Origin of the sequence: Bacillus sp. N13C7 (genome assembly GCF_026790065.1) — a bacterium.
Classification (GTDB): Bacteria; Bacillota; Bacilli; order Bacillales; family Bacillaceae; genus Bacillus.
Genome location: NZ_JALAMO010000001.1, coordinates 330696 through 349281, shown reverse-complemented (window position 1 = coordinate 349281; position 18586 = coordinate 330696). Strand labels below are relative to the sequence as shown.

Sequence of the window (18586 nt, the reverse complement as noted above, 5' to 3'; positions counted from 1 at the left end):
ACCCAAACGGCTGACGTCTGGGTTTTTTGTCTATGTTATAAAATAAACAGCTGGATGAAAAACAGAATGGCGAAAACGATGACGAGCGGATGAATGTCTCTCCATTTTCCCCGCGCTGCTTTGACGATCGGATATGAAATAAATCCAAGCGCAATTCCTGTAGAAATGCTGGATGTCAAAGGCATGGCCAGAATGACGAGAAACGCAGGAAATGCCTCGTCCATCTCTTTCCAGTTCATGTTGGAAACCGAGCCCATCATCAGGCTGCCGACGATAATCAAAGCAGGCGAGGTGATGGCGGCTATACCGGACAAGGCGCTGACAAGCGGACTGAAAAACATTGAAGCCGCAAACATCACCGCCACAGTCAAAGCCGTAAGACCCGTTCTTCCCCCGGCTGCGACACCTGCGGAGGATTCGATAAATGCAGTCGTCGGACTTGTTCCGAAGACAGCTCCGACTGTCGTTGCTGTTGAATCAGCAAGCAGCGCTTTTCGCACATTCGGCAGCTTGTTGTTCTTCATCAGTCCGGCTTGCTCTGCAACGCCGATCATTGTGCCTGTCGTATCGAAAATGGTGACCAATAGAAAAGAAAAGACGACAGCGTATAGGCCGTGATGAACGACATCGCCAAAAGCTGATAATGGATTTGAGATGATCAGCCCCTCTGGCAAATGAGGAAACGACATAAAGCCTTTTGAAAAATGCAGCTGACCGGTAAAAAATGCGATCAAAGCGGTAGCCGCCATTCCGATAAATAAAGCGCCGCTTACATTAAGCACCATCAGAACCACACTGATCAAAAGCCCGATCAGCGTTAAAATAACACCAGGCGAATGCAAATTGCCGAGAGTCACCAGGTTTGACTCATCAGCCGCCACAATTCCCGCCTGCCGCAAACCGATAAAAGCAATAAACAGCCCGATCCCTGTTGTGATTCCGTATTTTAAATTGTTTGGAATCGCTTCTATAAGTTGTTTTCTTAAAGGTGTTAACGATAGAATAATAAAGAGAACCCCTGCTGTAAATACTGCGCTGAAAGCTGTTGCGTATGAGATGCCGCCATCGCTTGCACTTACGACATGAAAGGCTAAATAAGCGTTCAAGCCCATGCCGGGCGCAATAGCAATCGGATAATTTGCTGCCAGGGCCATCCACAGCGTTCCGACAATGGAGGCAATAATCGTTGCGGTAAAAACCTGGTCGAAAGGAATCCCGGCATTAGCCAGAATGACCGGATTCACCACGACGATATAGACCATTGTGAAAAAGGTCGTCAGCCCTGCTATAATTTCTTGCTTTATGGATGTTTGCTGCTCTTTTAGATGAAACATAGTATCCTCCAATTACGAACGTTTTAACAAAACACCATTAATATTATTCGTTTTATTTGGTTTTTGCAAGTTTTTCTTGCGGAAAGGGGATCGTGATGAACTGGGAAGTTGAAGTGATCAGAAAAAAAGAAGATTTAATTCGTGATACGCAGGAATTTTTGAGAATCAACAGTGTAATGGATGAAACAACCGCCGGACCCGGCAAACCGTTCGGAGAAGGAGTAAACGCCAGCCTGACTTCATTGCTGGAGCTGGGAGAAAAAGAAGGCTTTACAACAAAAAATCTTGACGGCTTCGCAGGCCATATTGAATGGGGCGAGGGCGATGACATTGTCGGCGTACTTTGCCATGTTGATGTCGTGCCGCCGGGAGACGGCTGGACGAGTGATCCGTTTTCAGCTGATATCCGCAACGGACGGATTTATGCAAGGGGCGCCATTGATGATAAGGGCCCGACGATGGCTGCGTTTTACGCTTTGAAAATTGTAAAAGACATGAAACTGCCGCTTTCCAAGCGTGTCAGAATCATTATCGGAACTGATGAAGAAAGCGATTGGAGATGCGTGGAGCATTACTTCAAACATGAAGAAATGCCAACGCTGGGATTTGCGCCTGACGCCGATTTTCCGATTATTAACGCGGAAAAAGGAATCATTGATGCTTCGCTACTCATCCCGCACCGCTCAAACCAAGCCGATGCAGAGGCAGTGCTTGTCTCGTTTCAATCGGGTCTTCGCTTGAACATGGTGCCGGACGCTGCTGAAGCTGTTATTACAGGCCCGAAAAAAGAAGAGATTCTTGCTTCATTTAAAGACATGCTTCGCGCAACAGATCGAAAAGGGGAAGCTGAAATAGAGAACGGACAGCTCATTTTGCGTATGTACGGGCTTTCCTGCCATGCGATGGAACCGAACAATGGGATCAATGCCGGCATTTTATTATGCGAATTTTTGCAGCAGGCTGGGCTTGACGCAGCAGGACAGCGGTTTGTGCAAGTCGTGACAGATAAGTTCTCAAACGATACTAGAGGGAAAAAACTGAACATCGACTGCGAGGATGAAATCAGCGGCGAGCTGACACTAAATGTGGGAACACTGCGCTATACGGAAGGGCAAGGAGGAGAGCTCGGGATCAATATCCGCTATCCTGTGACCGCAGAAAGCCAAGTGATCCGTGATGCATTCGAAAACGCACCTGAATTTGAGCTGGGAGAATTCAAAGACAGCAAGCCGCATCACGTGTCAGCAGACCATCCGTTAGTCAAAACCCTGCAAAAGGTATATGAAGGCCAGCTGGGCAAAAAAGCTGATTTAATCTCAATCGGCGGTGGGACCTATGCCAGATCATTAAAAGCAGGTGTCGCGTTCGGCCCGCTGTTCCCCGGACGTCCAGACAGCGCACACCAAAAGGATGAATATATTGAAATCGATGACCTGCTGAGATCGACAGCGTTATATGCGCAGGCCATCTACGAACTTGCAAAATAAAAGGACCGGCTTCTGCGGAAGCCAGTCCTTTTTTAAACAAATGACCATAAATCAGTTGATAAATACCGTTCTCCTGTATCGGCTGTCATACAGACCACAACTTGGTCAGGAGAGAGGCGTTTTGCTGTTTCGATTGCCGCGAAGCAGGCAGCGCCTGACGAAGGCCCGACAAGAATTCCTTCTTCAGCAGCGAGGCGTCTTGTCGTTGTATAGGCGTCTTCATCAGAGATTTTGATAATCTCATCATATACATCTTGATTTAAAATCGGAGGAATGAAGCCTGGGCTTGTCCCTACAAGCTTATGTGCGCCGGGTTTTCCTCCGGATAATACAGGCGAACCCGCAGGCTCAACAACATGAACCGTGATATCGGGGAAAAGCTCTTTGAGTGCTTCACCTGTTCCGGTAATGGTTCCGCCCGTTCCAGAAGTGGCGACAAAAGCGCCGAGCGGTTTTCCGATTTCCTCTATTGCCCGGGCAATTTCTAGCGCCGTCGTTTTCCGGTGTGCGTCTGGATTGGCGGTGTTATCGAACTGCATTGGGATATAGCTGTTCGGAATTTGTTCGGCTAGCTCCTTCGCTTTTTTGATGCTGCCCGGCATTCTTTCCGCTCCTGGTGTTAATACAACCTCTGCACCGTAAGCTTTAAGAAGGTTGATCCGTTCCTTCGTCATCGTATCAGGCATGACTAAGATCGCTTTATAGCCCCGTGCTGCCGCATTCATGGCGAGCCCGATTCCGGTATTTCCGCTCGTCGGCTCTATAATAACTGAGCCCGGTTTGAGCAAACCGTTTTGTTCTGCTTCTATGATCATCTGATAAGCCGCTCTGTCTTTTACACTGCCGCTCGGATTGAAAAATTCAAGCTTTAAATAGACTTGTGCCGCGTTTTCCGGCTGAAGCCGATTCAATTTCACAAGGGGTGTATCTCCTATCAGATCAGCTGTATTTTCAACGATTTTCAACATTGTCATTCCTTTCTGAATAAAACAAGTGTCATATAATATCCTAACATAATAAACGTTTGTGTGAGAGGTGTTTTCATACACTGTTCCTCTATCCGCACAGCCTCTTTATTGATAAAATAATAGCTGTTACAGAAAGGAGTGTCAGACGGATGCCAGATATACGGCCGCATTATTTCATCGGCGTTCCCATTCCTGAGGGAATGGCAAATCCGATCTATCAGGCTGCGAAAAACGAGCCGGTTTTGACGTTTCAAAAATGGGTGCACCCGCTTGACTATCATATCACGTTAATTTTTCTCGGAGCGGCGGATGAGATGCAAATCCAGCAGCTTGAAGGCTCACTAGCTGAGGTTGCTTCAGAAACCGATCCGTTTCCGATTGAGTTCGGCAAAATAGATGTATTCGGCGACCGCAGAAGGCCGCGTGTTTTACACCTGGAGCCAAAGAAAAACAAAACGCTTGAAAAACTCAGGGAACTTACGAAACAGTCTGTTCTTCAAGCCGGCTTTCAAGTGGAAAAAAGACCGTATCACCCTCATATGACGCTGGCTCGAAAATGGACAGGCGAAGAAGGATTTCCGGCACATGTTCCATTTGAAAGCGGCGAGGTGACGATGATGGCTGAACGGTTTTCTCTCTTTCAAATACATTTGAATCAATCACCAAAGTACGAGGAAATATTTAAATTTCATTTATCTTAATTGATTGCGGAGTGGAGAAACAAACATGGCACAAATTATCAAAATTCATGATTATATATCGAGATATGAGCTTGATCCGTACCATTATATCAACCAGTTTGTACGGCTGAAAAAAGAGCGCTGGCTTTCATTATTAGAAGCAGCGGAGCGCCAGCAAGAAGAAAGACAAGCTCATGCTGAAGAGCCGGAACCAGTTCAGAAACGCAAAAAATTTTCGTTGAAAAGAAGAAAAGAAGAGATAAAAGCCGATATACAAGAAGAGAGACACCAATGGTTTGAGGAGGAAGATGATTTACATGTAAGGCTGCCAAAGAGCAGGATGGCGCTTGCTTCTTTCTATAAAAGGCATTTATATGATTTTCAGCTTAAATGGGCAAGCTCTACTCTTTCAGAAATATCTCATCTCTCAAACCAGGTGAAGCAGGACCGCATTTTGCGTTATCTGACCCAGCAGCTGCCTGACTCTTATTTCATTATGTATAAGCCTGTGCTGAGAATTCAGCAGGCGGCGGTTGAATTAAGCATTGTGATTATTTCTCCTCTTGACGTTTATTGCGTTTCTTTCTTAGAGGCAGAGGAAGACAGTGTGTACATAGGGTCTAAAAATCGTTTTTGGGAGAAGAAAACAGCCTCTCAGACTGCATCAGTGTTAAATCCGGCGCTGAGCCTGTTTCGGACGGATTCCGTTGTATCAAAGATCATCAAGGAAAAACAGGCTGATATTCCGGTTCGAAAATTGCTTCTGAGCAGAACGTCGTACATCGATTACCCGGAACCGCCGTACGGCTTAGAAATAGTGGATAAGCGCGGCGCGGAAGAATGGATTGAGCGCCAGAAGAAAAACACTGCCCCGATTAAACATCATCAGGTAAAGGCTGCAAAGGCTCTATTGTCATACTGCATGTCTGACTCCTATCGCAGACAAGAGTGGCTGGAGTAAAAGAGAACGATTTGAGCGGTTTTCTCATAACATAAGCAGGTGAGAAAGATGAGCCATTGGTTTTTTATTATTAATCCGGCAGCAGGACATCGAAATGGACTGCGTGTTTGGAAGTCCATTCAAAAGGAATTAATCAAACGGAAGATTGAGCACCGCTCGTTTTTAACTGAACACCCGGGACACGCCGAGGTGCTCGCCAGGCAGATTTCAACGATACAGGAATATAAGCTGAAGCGCCTGATTGTTATTGGCGGAGACGGAACTATGCATGAAGTTGTCAATGGGCTGAAAGATGTCGACGATATAGAACTGAGCTTTGTGCCGGCGGGCGCGTATAATGATTTTTCGCGAGGCTTTTCTATTAAAAAAATCGATTTGATACAGGAAATCAAAAAACTGAAGCGCCCGTTAACCCGAACCTTTCATTTAGGAAGTGTCAATTTCCTTCAGGATAAATCACAGGTTCTTTACTTTATGAATCATATCGGGATCGGGTTTGACGCTTATGTCAACAAAAAGGCAATGGAATTTCCGCTGAGACGGGCTTTTCTTTTTCTGCGGCTTCGATTTCTTGTGTATCCGCTTTCCCATTTGCATGCCTCGGCTACCTTTAAACCGTTTTCGTTAGCCTGTACAACGGAAGAAGAGACGCATGAATTTCATGATGTCTGGTTTGCGGTTGTATCCAACCATCCGTTTTACGGGGGCGGCATGAAGGCGGCTCCGCTTGCGAATCCCCGCGAGAAGGCATTTGATATCATGATCGTTGAAAATCAGCCGTTTTTGAAAAAATATTGGCTTTTATGTCTGATGGCATTTGGAAAACATACAAAGATGGACGGCGTTACGATGTTTAAAGCAAAGGACATTACGTTTTACACGAAGGACAAAATCCCTTTCCATGCTGACGGAGAAATCATGGGCACCACCCCATTTCGTCTCGGATCGAGTCCTTCACCCTTAAGGATCAAAACATAAAACGTGTTTGGAGGAGAGCTTCCGATGGTCAGCATCCGCCGCAGCTTCGAAGCGTACGTCGATGACATGAATATCATTACCGTTCTGATTCCTGCTGAACAAAAAGAAATCATGACACCGCCGTTTCGACTTGAGACAGAAACAACCGATTTTCCTCTGGCTGTCAGAGAGGAATACCGCCTTGAAGACACATACAAGTACGTCTGCGTATCAGGCCGTCCAGTGACATTCGGAAAAACACATGCTGTCAGAGCATCCAACGGCGACAAAACGGATCTCCAAATTGGCGCGGTCATCCGGACGGACGCGTTTGATGATTTATTTTTTTATGATGGAGAGCTGGGGGCCGTTTATACTGCAGATTATACTGAATTTAAAGTCTGGGCGCCTGCCGCAACCTCAGCTGCTGTCAAGCTTTCCCACCCGGATAAAAGCGGCCGCATATTCCAAATGGTGAGATCGGAAAAAGGCGTCTATACTGTTACTGTCACCGGTGATCTTCACGGGTATGAGTATGTGTTCTGTATCTGCAACAATTCAGAATGGGCGGAAACCGTTGATCCGTATGCAAAGGCCGTGACGGTAAATGGAGAGAAGGGCGTCGTCCTTCGCCCGGATCAAATGACATGGGCTGCTTCGACTAAACCGTTCTCAGCCCCTGTAGATGCCGTCATCTATGAGATGCATATCCGCGACTTCTCCATCCATGAAAACAGCGGCATGAAAAACAAGGGAAAATACTTAGCGCTGACGGAAACAGATACGCAAACCGCAAATGGCTGTTCTTCCGGACTAGCGTATGTCAAAGAGCTCGGTGTTACGCATGTAGAGCTTCTGCCGGTGAATGACTTTGCCGGAGTTGATGAAGAGAAGCCGCTTGATGCTTACAATTGGGGGTATAACCCGCTTCATTTTTTTGCCCCGGAGGGAAGCTATTCCTCAAACCCTCATGAACCTCAAACAAGAAAAACAGAGTTAAAACAAATGATCAACACCCTTCATCAGCACGGCCTGCGAGTCATTCTGGATGTCGTCTTTAACCACGTGTACGAAAGGGAGAATGCCCCCTTTGAAAAAACTGTGCCCGGTTATTTTTTTCGGCATGACGAATTTGGAATGCCGTCAAACGGCACCGGCGTTGGCAATGACATCGCGTCAGAAAGACGGATGGCGAGAAAATTCATTGCGGATTGCGTCATCTACTGGATTGAGGAATACAATGCCGACGGCTTCCGCTTTGATCTGCTCGGCATTTTAGATATTGACACTGTGCTTTATATCAAAGAAAAAGCAACTGCGGTTAAACCAGGAATCCTGCTTTTTGGAGAAGGGTGGGATTTGGCGACACCGCTGCCGCAAGAACAGAAAGCCACCTTGGCGAACGCTTCAAAATTGCCTGACATCGGCTTTTTTAATGATGCGTTCCGTGACGCTGTGAAAGGGAACACCTTTCACCTGCAGGCAGCCGGCTTTGCGCTCGGAAACGGTGAAGCAGCGGGAACCGTTATGCACGGAATTGCCGGGTCTTCTGGATGGAAGGCATTAGAACCGGTTCTGCCTGAACCCAGCCAGTCCATTAACTACGTTGAGTCACATGACAATCACACCTTTTGGGATAAAATGAGCTTTGCGCTAACTCAAGAAACTGACAGCCGAAAGCGAAGCAGGCAAAGGCTGGCAGCCGCGATTATTTTGCTTGCCCAGGGGGTGCCGTTTATTCACAGCGGACAGGAATTTTTCCGGACGAAAAAGGGAGTGGAGAACAGCTATCAATCAAGTGACAGCATCAATCAGCTGGATTGGGATCGGCGTGAAACGTTTAAAGAGCATGTCGACTATTTCTGCAAACTGATCTCGCTTAGAAAAGCGCATCCGGCATTCCGTCTCAGATCGGCTGCAGACATCCAGCGCCATCTTGAATGCTTGACGCTAAAAGACCGCCTCATCGCATTCAGGCTTTATGATCTAGAGGGGATTGATGAATGGGCAGAGATCATCGTCATCCACCACGCGAGTCCGGAATTGATTGAATGGAAGCTGCCAAACGGCAAATCATACCGGCTTTTAAGTGATACATCAGGCTTCCAGCGCAACCCGAAAGAAATCAAGAAAGCGGTTGCTGTAAACGGAATCGGAACGGTTATCTTATATTTAGCATCAGATCTTAAGAGTTTTGCTTGACGAAGTTTGTGCTATAGCGCTAAAATTTAAAGGACGGCTATTGATTAGCATATGAGACTCTCAATAGCTGTCTTTTTTATTTTCATACGATTCTTACGAAAAAGGCACTCGCTGGATAGACGAGAGACGATTAGCCTTTATTCTAAAATATTTTAAGAAATGATGGGTTGAACATTGATATGAACTGGTTGGGACAATTACTAGGTAGCGATTGGGAGATCTTCCCCGCCGGAGGAGCTACAGGAGATGCATATTATGCGAAACATAACGGGCAGCAGCTTTTTTTAAAACGTAATAGCTCACCTTTTTTAGCTGTTTTATCCGCCGAAGGCATTGTTCCAAAGCTGGTTTGGACAAAACGGATGGAAAATGGGGACGTCATTACGGCCCAGCACTGGATGACCGGCAGAGAGCTGAAGCCTAAAGATATGAGCGAACGGCCCGTTGCTGAATTGCTTCGTAAAATACACACATCAAAAGCCTTGCTGGACATGCTGAAAAGACTTGGAAAAGAACCGCTGAACCCGGGGGCTCTTTTGTCTCAGCTGAAGCAGGCCGTATTTGCTGTGCAGCAATCTTCGCCGCTGATTCAAGAAGGGATCAAGTATTTAGAAGAACATCTGCATGAAGTGCATTTCGGTGAGAAAGTCGTGTGCCATTGTGATGTTAATCATAATAACTGGCTTTTGTCTGAAGACAACCAGCTGTATTTAATTGATTGGGACGGCGCTATGATCGCTGATCCGGCGATGGATCTCGGGCCTTTGCTGTATCACTACGTCGAAAAGCCAGCTTGGGAGAGCTGGCTGAGCATGTACGGCATTGAGCTGACGGAAGGCCTGCGGTTACGAATGGCTTGGTATGTGTTATCTGAAACGATCACTTTCATTGCCTGGCATAAAACAAAAGGCAATGATAAGGAATTTCATGATGCAATGGAAGAACTTCATATTCTCATGAAACGTATCGCTGAATAATCAGGAATACGAATCCATTTGCTCTACCCATTGAGACAGGCTGTTCTGATGTTCTTGTATGTGTGAGTCGATGGATTTGGACGATATTCCTGATTGGCTGTAGCGGTAAACATCTTCCAGCACATGTTTGAAGTTTGAATCAAGCTCGGTGTTTGCCATCAGCGATTTAATCACTCGCTCGAGCTGCTCGTACTCTGCGACGGTTCCGCAGCAGTCCAATTGATGGTCAGTCAATATATCCTTTAATAAATGAACTTGATGCTCATAATGTAAACCCATAGCGGTACACATCCCTTCAGTATCATCATACGGGTTAAATTGTTCAAAACAGCGCGTTTTTATGCATGTGAAAGGAGTGTTCCGGCAGACGGGAACCTCTTTTTTTTATATACTCAGCCCAGCAGGCACACTGGAAAAACGAGCTTGCGGGTCTTTTTAATTCATGGTATGTTGTTAGTCGAAATAATAGATAGAGGTGTCAATCATATGAGAATGCGCCACAAGCCTTGGGCTGATGACTTTTTGGCTGAAAACGCAGATATTGCCATCAGCAATCCTGCTGATTATAAAGGAAAATGGAATACAGTGTTTGGCAACGATAATCCGATTCATATCGAGGTTGGTACAGGAAAAGGGCAATTTATTTCTGGAATGGCCAAACAAAATCCAGACATCAATTATATTGGGATTGAGTTATTTAAAAGTGTCATCGTGACTGCCGTCCAAAAAGTAAAAGATAGCGAAGCGCCGAATGTAAAGCTTCTGAATATAGATGCGGACATGCTGACAGATGTGTTTGAGCCGGGTGAAGTCAAACGGGTCTACTTGAATTTTTCTGATCCTTGGCCGAAGAAACGCCACGAAAAACGGCGTCTGACGTATTCCCACTTCCTCAAAAAATATGAAGAAGTAATGGGGAAAGGCGGAGCAATTCATTTTAAAACAGACAATCGCGGCTTGTTTGAGTACTCTTTAAAAAGCTTCTCCGAGTACGGCCTGCTGCTGACATATGTCAGCCTTGATTTGCATAACAGCAATCTGGAAGGCAACATTATGACGGAATATGAAGAAAAATTCTCAGCACTCGGCCAGCCGATTTACCGGGCTGAAGTTGAATGGAGAACGTAAAACAGACTCTGACAGGAGTCTGTTTTTTTTATGGGCCGTTTGCTACCATGATGACAGGGGGGATGAAAATGGAAACCATGAAAATTGGAAACATCACGTTAACCTGGCTTGACGGAGGCGTGACGCATATGGACGGAGGCGCCATGTTCGGTGTTGTTCCAAAGCCGCTTTGGTCTAAAAAATATCCAGTTAATGAAAAAAACCAGATTGAACTGAGGACAGACCCGATTCTCATTCAAAAGGACGGGCTGAATATCATCGTCGACGCCGGGATTGGATCCGGTAAGCTGACTGATAAACAAAAGCGAAACTATGGTGTGACACAGGAGTCGAATGTGAAAACCTCATTAGCGGCACTCGAATTGACGGTGAATGATATTGACGTTGTCGCTATGACACACCTCCATTTCGACCATGCCTGCGGTTTGACGGAATACGAAGGAGAGCAACTCGTGTCAGTTTTTCCGAATGCAGTGATTTATGCATCGGCTGTTGAGTGGAAAGAAATGCGCCATCCAAATATCAGATCGAAAAATACGTACTGGAGAGAAAATTGGGAGGCTGTTGTAGGCCAAGTCAAAACCTTCGAAGATACCTTAACGATCACGGAGGGAATTACGCTGCATCACACCGGAGGCCATAGTGACGGCCACAGTGTTCTGATATGCGAGGATGCGGGTGAAACCGCCGTACATATGGCAGATCTGATGCCGACACACGCTCACCGCAATCCGCTATGGGTGCTGGCTTACGATGATTATCCGATGACCTCTATCCCGCAGAAGCAGAAATGGCAGGCATTCGCAGCGGAAAAAGACGCATGGTTTATTTTTTATCATGATGCCGAATATCGCGCGCTTAAATGGGATGAGGACGGAAGCATCAAAAATTCACTCAAGCGGGCGAAGAAGCTATAGCATATTTTTATGTTTACCCTGCATGATTTCCGGCTAATAATGCAAACCTAGTACTAATTATGCTCAGAAAGGAAGAGGCAGGGTGAAACAATTTACAGTAACAAACGAAGGAGACATTCAAACAACATTAAGAGGCCTTGAAGTACTCTCTGTTCCTTTTTTGAACAAAGGTGTTGCATTTACTGAGGAAGAAAGAAAAGAGCTTGGCTTAAAAGGCTTTCTGCCGCCAAAGGTATTAACGATTGAAGAGCAGGCGAAAAGAGCATACGAACAGTTTTCCGCACAGCCTGACGATTTGAGCAAAAATGTCTATTTAACAGCACTGCACGATCGGAATGAAACGCTGTTTTACCGCCTGTTAAATGACCATTTAGGGGAAATGCTCCCGATTGTCTACACACCGACAGTCGGAACGGCTATCCAAAGATACAGCCATGAATACAGAAAGCCAAGAGGGCTCTATCTGTCAATCGATGACCCGGACGGTATGAGAGAAGCATTTAAACAGTATAAAGATCAAAGCGATACGATCGATTTAATTGTTGCAACAGATGCGGAAGGAATTTTAGGAATCGGTGACTGGGGTGTCGGCGGTATCGCGATTTCCATCGGCAAGCTGGCGGTTTATACGGCTGCTGCCGGCATTGATCCGAGCAGAGTGCTGGCTGTCGTTTTAGATGCGGGGACAAATCAGGAGAGCCTCTTGAACGACCCGCTTTATGTCGGCAACCAGCATTCCAGAGTGCGCGGGGAACGCTATGACCAATTTATTGACGATTATGTTGCGCTGGCAAGAGAAACATTCCCGAATGCATTGCTGCACTGGGAGGATTTCGGAGCGAAAAATGCGCGCAGCATTCTGAAACGCTATAAAGATAAAGTCTGTACGTTCAATGATGATATCCAAGGTACAGGCGCTGTTTCACTGGCGGCAGTTTTATCCTGTGCAAAAGCATCTAAAGTGCCGCTGAGGGATCACAGAGTTGTCATATTTGGAGCGGGAACAGCAGGGATCGGTATTGCTGAACAGCTGCGGGAAGCATTGGTGCGCGAAGGGCTGAGTGAGGAAGAATCCTACCAGCGCTTTTGGTGCATAGACCGAAACGGGCTGTTAACAGATGATATGGATCAGCTTCTTGATTTCCAAAAGCCTTATGCCCGGCCGGCTGATGAGGTGAAGAATTATCAGCGGAACGGGGAAGGAGGAGGAATTGACCTCCTAGAAGTGGTCCGGCAGGCTAAACCGACGATCCTGATCGGTACGTCTACGGTTTCAGGCGCTTTTACTGAAGAAATTGTAAAAGAAATGGCGTCACACGTAAAACGTCCGGCGATTTTGCCAATGTCGAATCCGACAACTCTTTCTGAAGCGAAACCGCAGGATTTAATCGAATGGACGGAAGGCCGCGCACTGATTACGACAGGCAGTCCGTTCCCTCCGGTAGAATACAACGGCGTGACGTACCATATCGGACAAGCGAACAACGCGCTTGTTTTCCCGGGACTCGGTCTTGGAACGATTGTAACCAAATCAAAATTAATTACGGATGGCATGTTTGAAGCATGTGCCCGGGCGATCGCAAGTATGGTCAATGTCGGGGTGCCTGGCGCGCCGATGCTTCCGAAAGTAGAGGATTTACGGACTGTATCGGCAACCGTTGCAGTGGAAGTCGCTAAAACTGCAATGAAGGAAGGCGTTGCGACGGAAGAGCCTGAAGACATCATACAGGCTGTGCAGGACGCGATGTGGTATCCGGTATATAAACCGATTCGCGCGATATAATAAAAAAGAGCCGCTGCATGGGCAGCGGCTTTTATGTTACGCTTGTCCGTTAAGAGGCGATTGTGTCAATGACATCTACAATTTCCCCTGTTTTCGCATCCACCATGACTTCATACTGCTCTAATTCTCCGAAAGCTGATCGTGTAATCCCGGTTTTGTACACCTGTAATGTTTCTCCGTTCACATTGTAAGGCTCGGGCTGTGTGTAAATCCATGATCCGTCAATCGGGCCCCGCTGCTTAAAAGCGGATTTTACGATGTGAAGCGCTTTTTCTGAAGAAATATAAGGCTTCATTACATATTGTTTCACAATGACTGCCGTACAAATGCCAAGTCCTGCTCCTAAAAGAAGATGACGCAATTTCAAAATAAAGCACCTCCTGGTTGATCGTACTTTTCATTATACAGAAACCGCCAAATCCTGTTAAGCAATACGCGGCTGATCGAGCAGATTCGATCAGGGTGCTTGGAAAACTTGATGGTTTCTAATAAAATAAAAGGACTACATAGAAATGAGGGGAAAACATGAATCAAGAAACGAAAGCGCTTTTCCAAACACTGACGCAGCTTCCCGGCGCGCCGGGCAATGAGCATCAGGTTCGTGCTTTTATGAAGCAGGAGCTTGCCAAATATGCCGATGACATCGTTCAGGACAGACTGGGAAGTGTTTTCGGGGTGAGAAAAGGTGCAGAGGGCGCACCGCGAATCATGGTAGCAGGACATATGGATGAAGTCGGCTTCATGGTGACTTCCATTACAGATAACGGGCTGATCAGATTCCAGACGCTTGGGGGCTGGTGGAGCCAGGTGCTGCTTGCACAGCGAGTTGAGGTTCAAACAGACAATGGGCCGGTTCCGGGTGTCATTTCGAGCATACCGCCTCATCTGCTGACAGATGCCCAGCGAAACCGCCCAATGGAAATCAAAAACATGATGATCGATATCGGAGCGGATGATAAAGAAGATGCCATTAAAATCGGCATAAAGCCGGGACAGCAGATTGTGCCTGTCTGCCCGTTTACGACGATGGCGAACGAAAAGAAGATTTTATCAAAAGCGTGGGATAACCGGTACGGATGCGGCTTGAGCATTGAACTTTTAAAGGAATTGCACGGAAAAGAACTGCCGAACACACTCTATGCGGGTGCAACGGTTCAGGAAGAAGTAGGACTGAGGGGTGCGCAGACGGCTTCCCATATGATTAAACCGGACTTGTTTTTTGCCCTTGACGCCAGCCCGGCAAACGATATGAGCGGCGACAAAAACGAATTTGGCCAGCTAGGAAAAGGCTTTTTGCTCCGCATTCTTGACAGAACGACAGTCATGCACCGCGGAATGAGAGAATTTGTTCTTGATATGGCGGAAACACACGGCATTCCATATCAATATTTTGTATCCGGCGGGGGAACAGATGCCGGCAGAGTTCATATTTCGAACAGCGGCGTTCCATCAGCAGTTATCGGAATTTGTTCCCGCTATATTCATACGAACGCTTCTATCATTCATATTGATGATTATGCTGCAGCGAAAGAAATGCTTATCAAACTTGTGACAGCCTGCGATAAGCAGACGGTTGCTGCGATTAAAGAAAATATGTAAAGTGTCATAAAAAGCTTGTTGAACGAGGCAGTAAGCCCGGATCGACAAGCTTTTTTCTTATTCTGTTTCAATTACATAGGAAAGGGCCTTGATGGCTTGGTTCACGGTTTCAACTGTTATATTTGCTTTGTTGGAAAGCTCTTTTAAAGGATGGTGGAGCGATTCCGGCCGAATGATAATCAGGGGTTTTCCTTTTGCGAGTGCATATGATGCATCCATTGCCGTATTCCACTGTTTGTATTTTTCGCCAAACAGGGCGATCACAAAGTCTGCTTTATTCATCAGGACGGCGGTTCTGAAGTTGTTGATGTCAGAGGCCTTGTCATCCTTCAAAACGGCATTTGGCTGAACGCCCATTATTTCTTCTCCGATATTGTCTGAGCGGTCATGATTCTCCATCGGGCCGACAAACGTAATCGGCAGCTTCAGTGATTTTGTTTTCTCTTTGATTTCTTCGCGCCAATTGCTGTGGATTTCTCCTGCTAAATAGACGATAAACTCCATGCTGAATCCCTCCTTATGTATATCCATCTGTCAATTTTACCCTCATGTACACGATGTTAAACGAAACGAGCTTGATAATGCAAATAAAATATGATAATGATAATGGGAAAGCCAATCTTACATATTCATTCGTTGCATATAAGTGGTTTTGCCGCAAGCAGTTTGGTATGATCCAAATGGACGAGTATCGATAAAACAACATGTAAGAACATAAAACAACTGGAGGGATATGAAATGAAAAAAATCGAATCAATTCAAGAGCTGGAAAAAGCGGTAAAGGATGATTGGGCGGTATTTATGTTTTCAGCCGACTGGTGCCCGGATTGCCGTTTTGTAGAGCCTTTTCTGCCTGAACTGGAAGCGAACTTCCCTGAATTCACATACTACTACGTAGACCGCGACAAATTCATTGATACGTGTGCAGAGTGGGAAATTTACGGAATCCCAAGCTTTGTGGTGTTTAATGAAGGAAAAGAAGTCAATCGTTTTGTGAGCAAAGACCGGAAAACAAAAGAAGAAATAGAACAGTTTTTAACTGACTCTCTCGCTAAAGCGTAAAGGAGGACATCGGTTTGAAAATGACCTCAAGGAAGCTGTCAGATATACTGAAACAGCGCCTCCAGCACGAGAATCGCTCCTTTCTGTTTGACAGAGAAAAAGACACCCTCCGTGTTGAGGATCAAACGACCAAAAAAGGGATTACGCTCGACTTGCCGCCGATTATTGCAAAATGGGAACTGAAAAAAGATGAAGCCATTGATGAAATTGTGTACTATGTCTCCGAAGCAATGACGGCAATGGAAGGAAAGGCTCAGGAAATGACCGGAAAAGAAAGCCGCATTTACCCGGTCATCCGCTCGACTTCCTTCCCGGACAAGTCCAGCGAAGATATTCCGCTTATTTATGACGATCATACCGCAGAAACAAGAATTTATTACGCACTTGATCTCGGGAAAACCTACCGTTTAATTGACCAGCGCATGCTTGAGAAAGAAAACTGGACAAAGGAGCGGATCAGAGAGACGGCTGCATTTAATCTCCGTTCCCTGCCGACAGTTGTCAAAGAGGATACGGTTGCCGGCAATCTCTTTTATTTCTTCAGGGCAAACGACGGTTACGACGCCAGCCGGATTCTCAACGAAGCGATTTTAAATGAGTACAAGCAGCAGGCAGAAGGTGAATTGGCAATCTCTGTTCCGCATCAGGACGTTTTGATTCTTGCTGACATCCGGAATGAATCGGGGTATGATATTCTAGGACAAATGTCGATGAGCTTCTTTGCAGGCGGCACTGTTCCGATTACCGCACTGTCATTTTTGTACAATGAAGGAAAGCTGGAACCGGTGTTTATCCTGGCGAAAAGCCGTCCGAAAAAGGATTAGAAAGGATTTTTACTTATGAACGCTTTTTATAATAAAGAAGGTGTGGGAGACACGCTCCTTATCTCTCTTCAAGATGTGACACGCGAACAAATAGGCTATGAAAAGCACGGCGACGTCGTCAAAATCTTCAATAACGAAACAAAGGAAACAACGGGCTTCAACATTTTTAATGCGTCTTCTTACTTGACAATTGATGAGAACGGCCCTGTTGCGCTCTCAGAAACATTCGTGCAAGATGTGAATGAGATCCTAAACAGAAACGGCGTTGAAGAAACATTAGTCGTTGATTTATCTCCGAAGTTTGTTGTCGGATATGTCGAATCGAAAGAAAAACATCCAAATGCGGATAAATTAAGCGTATGTAAAGTCAATGTAGGAGAAGAAACGCTTCAGATTGTCTGCGGCGCGCCTAACGTTGACCAAGGCCAAAAAGTTGTCGTTGCCAAAGTCGGTGCCGTAATGCCGAGCGGACTTGTCATCAAGGATGCAGAGCTTCGCGGCGTTCCGTCAAGCGGAATGATCTGCTCAGCGAAAGAACTCGATTTGCCGGATGCCCCTGCTGAAAAAGGAATCCTTGTGTTAGAAGGAGACTATGTGGCGGGAGACGCATTTGAATTTTAGACTCCCATAAATCCGCCCAAAAAAACGAATCATGTGAAAAGCCGCTAAGCCCTTGTTTAGCGGCTTTGTTTTGCTGAAAAGCTTAATCTTTTCTGGGCGGACCAGCAGTGGTATACTAAAAATCGTCCCAGAAAACTATAAGGGAGTTAGAGATAAATTATGAGTTGGCTTCATAAATTTTTTGATTTGTTTTTAGGCGAGAGCGAAGAGGATGCTGAACAGGAGAAAAAACCTGCTCAAATTCCGCAGCAGCAAGAAGTGCATCACCCTGAAGGACAACTAAAAAGATTGGAAGATCCTAAAATATATTATGAATATCCAAAAGGCAAGTTCCGTTTTCCAGTCGTCCCTGACGGATACAAAAACCATGACCTGAGAAGACGGCGCGCACCATCGGACGAACCGAAATCCGCACCGCGTCCAAGTGCCGCACCATACAGAGAACGTCCCAAAAATGAAAAAGAGCAGCATACATATCAAACGTCAGAGCCGGCGAAGAAACCGTTTAAACCGACAAATATCCCTTCTCCTATATATGGATTCAACCAAAAGCCATCCGTCAAAAAGAATGTGCCGAAACAGCCTTCTGACGAGACATTGAAGGCACCGGACAAATCTGTAAAAGAGAAGGTAACACTGCTGTCAGAAGAAATCGAACGCGAACAAGGCTATCCTGCTCCAGACAGACCGGCGCAGTACAAAAAGGAAGGGCCCATCTTTCCGGATACCGCGTTTAAAGAACAGCCTTCTGGCGTCTTAAACAGAAAGACTGCAGAGCCTGATGAAGCACTGGCACAGCGCTCAGCTGAGCCGCAAGAAAACAAAGCATCATCTTTTTTCGGCGTTCAACAGCCGGAAAAAGAAGAGTCTTTCTTTCCTGCTGAACATGCTGAAGAGCAAACAGGATCTGAGACGGTGGCGGAGGCACAAGAGGACCTTTCAGGCAGTAAAGTAATGCATGAAACGGTTGTGGCTCAAGAAGAACAATGGGAACAACAGTCAGAGAAATTGGAAGAGCCTGTCCTCCGCGCTGAACATGATGAAGAGCAAACAGGATCTGAGGCTGAAGAAACAGAAGACCCGTCA

General features: G+C 46.1%; 19 protein-coding genes and 1 pseudogene. 15 read left to right on the top strand and 5 right to left on the bottom strand.

The window, feature by feature from the left end:
• Positions 1-35: 35 nt before the first annotated feature.
• Positions 36-1334, bottom strand: coding sequence for a hypoxanthine/guanine permease PbuO (gene pbuO, locus MOB98_RS01770; RefSeq protein ID WP_268361186.1), 1299 nt, complete (start codon positions 1332-1334; stop codon positions 36-38).
• A gap of 95 nt (positions 1335-1429) precedes the next feature.
• On the opposite strand from pbuO, the gene pepV reads away from it, so the two are divergent.
• Positions 1430-2821 (top strand): dipeptidase PepV, encoded by a 1392-nt coding sequence (gene pepV, locus MOB98_RS01765; RefSeq protein ID WP_268361184.1) that lies wholly within the window; start codon positions 1430-1432, stop codon positions 2819-2821.
• Positions 2822-2853: 32 nt separating this feature from the next.
• Here the strand turns inward: pepV and cysK are convergent, their stop codons facing one another.
• Positions 2854-3789, bottom strand: coding sequence for a cysteine synthase A (gene cysK / locus MOB98_RS01760; protein ID WP_268361182.1), 936 nt, complete (start codon positions 3787-3789; stop codon positions 2854-2856).
• A 149-nt stretch (positions 3790-3938) separates the two neighbouring features.
• Between cysK and thpR the strand changes: the two genes are divergently transcribed.
• The 5 genes from thpR to MOB98_RS01735 all read left to right on the top strand — a co-directional run bounded on the left by thpR (position 3939) and on the right by MOB98_RS01735 (position 9566).
• Positions 3939-4490: an RNA 2',3'-cyclic phosphodiesterase gene (gene thpR, locus MOB98_RS01755; RefSeq protein WP_268361180.1), complete on the top strand. Its 552-nt coding sequence runs from the start codon at positions 3939-3941 to the stop codon at positions 4488-4490.
• A gap of 25 nt (positions 4491-4515) precedes the next feature.
• Entirely contained in the window at positions 4516-5430 is a 915-nt protein-coding gene (locus MOB98_RS01750; RefSeq protein ID WP_268361179.1) for a hypothetical protein, read from the top strand.
• Between the two features lie 48 nt (positions 5431-5478).
• Positions 5479-6408 carry a YegS/Rv2252/BmrU family lipid kinase gene (locus MOB98_RS01745; RefSeq protein ID WP_268361177.1) on the top strand — a complete coding sequence of 310 codons (930 nt, stop codon included), beginning with the start codon at positions 5479-5481 and terminating at the stop codon, positions 6406-6408.
• Between the two features lie 24 nt (positions 6409-6432).
• The gene (pulA, locus tag MOB98_RS01740; protein ID WP_268361175.1) at positions 6433-8589 is read left to right on the top strand and encodes a type I pullulanase; all 2157 of its coding nucleotides are present in this window, start codon (positions 6433-6435) and stop codon (positions 8587-8589) included.
• Between the two features lie 179 nt (positions 8590-8768).
• Positions 8769-9566 (top strand): phosphotransferase family protein, encoded by a 798-nt coding sequence (locus MOB98_RS01735; protein ID WP_268361173.1) that lies wholly within the window; start codon positions 8769-8771, stop codon positions 9564-9566.
• On the opposite strand, the gene MOB98_RS01730 is transcribed toward MOB98_RS01735, so the two are convergent.
• Positions 9567-9845 carry a YtzH-like family protein gene (locus MOB98_RS01730; protein WP_268361171.1) on the bottom strand — a complete coding sequence of 93 codons (279 nt, stop codon included), beginning with the start codon at positions 9843-9845 and terminating at the stop codon, positions 9567-9569. It abuts the gene before it with no gap.
• Between the two features lie 207 nt (positions 9846-10052).
• On the opposite strand from MOB98_RS01730, the gene trmB reads away from it, so the two are divergent.
• From trmB to MOB98_RS01715, 3 genes are all read left to right on the top strand, one after another.
• Positions 10053-10694, top strand: coding sequence for a tRNA (guanosine(46)-N7)-methyltransferase TrmB (gene trmB / locus MOB98_RS01725; protein ID WP_268361169.1), 642 nt, complete (start codon positions 10053-10055; stop codon positions 10692-10694).
• A 68-nt stretch (positions 10695-10762) separates the two neighbouring features.
• Complete coding sequence (locus MOB98_RS01720) at positions 10763-11611, top strand: YtnP family quorum-quenching lactonase (RefSeq protein ID WP_268361167.1); 849 nt, start codon at positions 10763-10765, stop codon at positions 11609-11611.
• Positions 11612-11693: 82 nt separating this feature from the next.
• Positions 11694-13394: an NAD-dependent malic enzyme gene (locus tag MOB98_RS01715; protein ID WP_268361165.1), complete on the top strand. Its 1701-nt coding sequence runs from the start codon at positions 11694-11696 to the stop codon at positions 13392-13394.
• A 49-nt stretch (positions 13395-13443) separates the two neighbouring features.
• Here MOB98_RS01715 and MOB98_RS01710 read toward each other — a convergent pair whose 3' ends face one another.
• Positions 13444-13761 (bottom strand): PepSY domain-containing protein, encoded by a 318-nt coding sequence (locus tag MOB98_RS01710; RefSeq protein ID WP_268361164.1) that lies wholly within the window; start codon positions 13759-13761, stop codon positions 13444-13446.
• 158 nt (positions 13762-13919) lie between these two features.
• Between MOB98_RS01710 and MOB98_RS01705 the strand changes: the two genes are divergently transcribed.
• Positions 13920-14993 carry a M42 family metallopeptidase gene (locus MOB98_RS01705; RefSeq protein ID WP_268361162.1) on the top strand — a complete coding sequence of 358 codons (1074 nt, stop codon included), beginning with the start codon at positions 13920-13922 and terminating at the stop codon, positions 14991-14993.
• Between the two features lie 57 nt (positions 14994-15050).
• Here MOB98_RS01705 and MOB98_RS01700 read toward each other — a convergent pair whose 3' ends face one another.
• Positions 15051-15497, bottom strand: a complete 447-nt coding sequence (locus MOB98_RS01700; RefSeq protein ID WP_268361160.1) for a YtoQ family protein — start codon at positions 15495-15497, stop codon at positions 15051-15053.
• 77 nt (positions 15498-15574) lie between these two features.
• On the opposite strand from MOB98_RS01700, the gene MOB98_RS01695 reads away from it, so the two are divergent.
• From MOB98_RS01695 to MOB98_RS01675, 5 genes and pseudogenes are all read left to right on the top strand, one after another.
• Positions 15575-15691, top strand: coding sequence for a hypothetical protein (locus tag MOB98_RS01695; protein ID WP_268361158.1), 117 nt, complete (start codon positions 15575-15577; stop codon positions 15689-15691).
• Between the two features lie 40 nt (positions 15692-15731).
• Positions 15732-16055, top strand: coding sequence for a thioredoxin family protein (locus MOB98_RS01690; protein ID WP_268361156.1), 324 nt, complete (start codon positions 15732-15734; stop codon positions 16053-16055).
• 14 nt (positions 16056-16069) lie between these two features.
• Positions 16070-16879: a DUF1444 domain-containing protein gene (locus MOB98_RS01685; RefSeq protein WP_268361154.1), complete on the top strand. Its 810-nt coding sequence runs from the start codon at positions 16070-16072 to the stop codon at positions 16877-16879.
• Between the two features lie 15 nt (positions 16880-16894).
• Positions 16895-17500 (top strand): YtpR family tRNA-binding protein, encoded by a 606-nt coding sequence (gene ytpR, locus MOB98_RS01680; protein ID WP_268361152.1) that lies wholly within the window; start codon positions 16895-16897, stop codon positions 17498-17500.
• A gap of 159 nt (positions 17501-17659) precedes the next feature.
• A pseudogene (locus MOB98_RS01675) lies at positions 17660-18586 on the top strand (cell division protein FtsK); the annotation flags it as partial.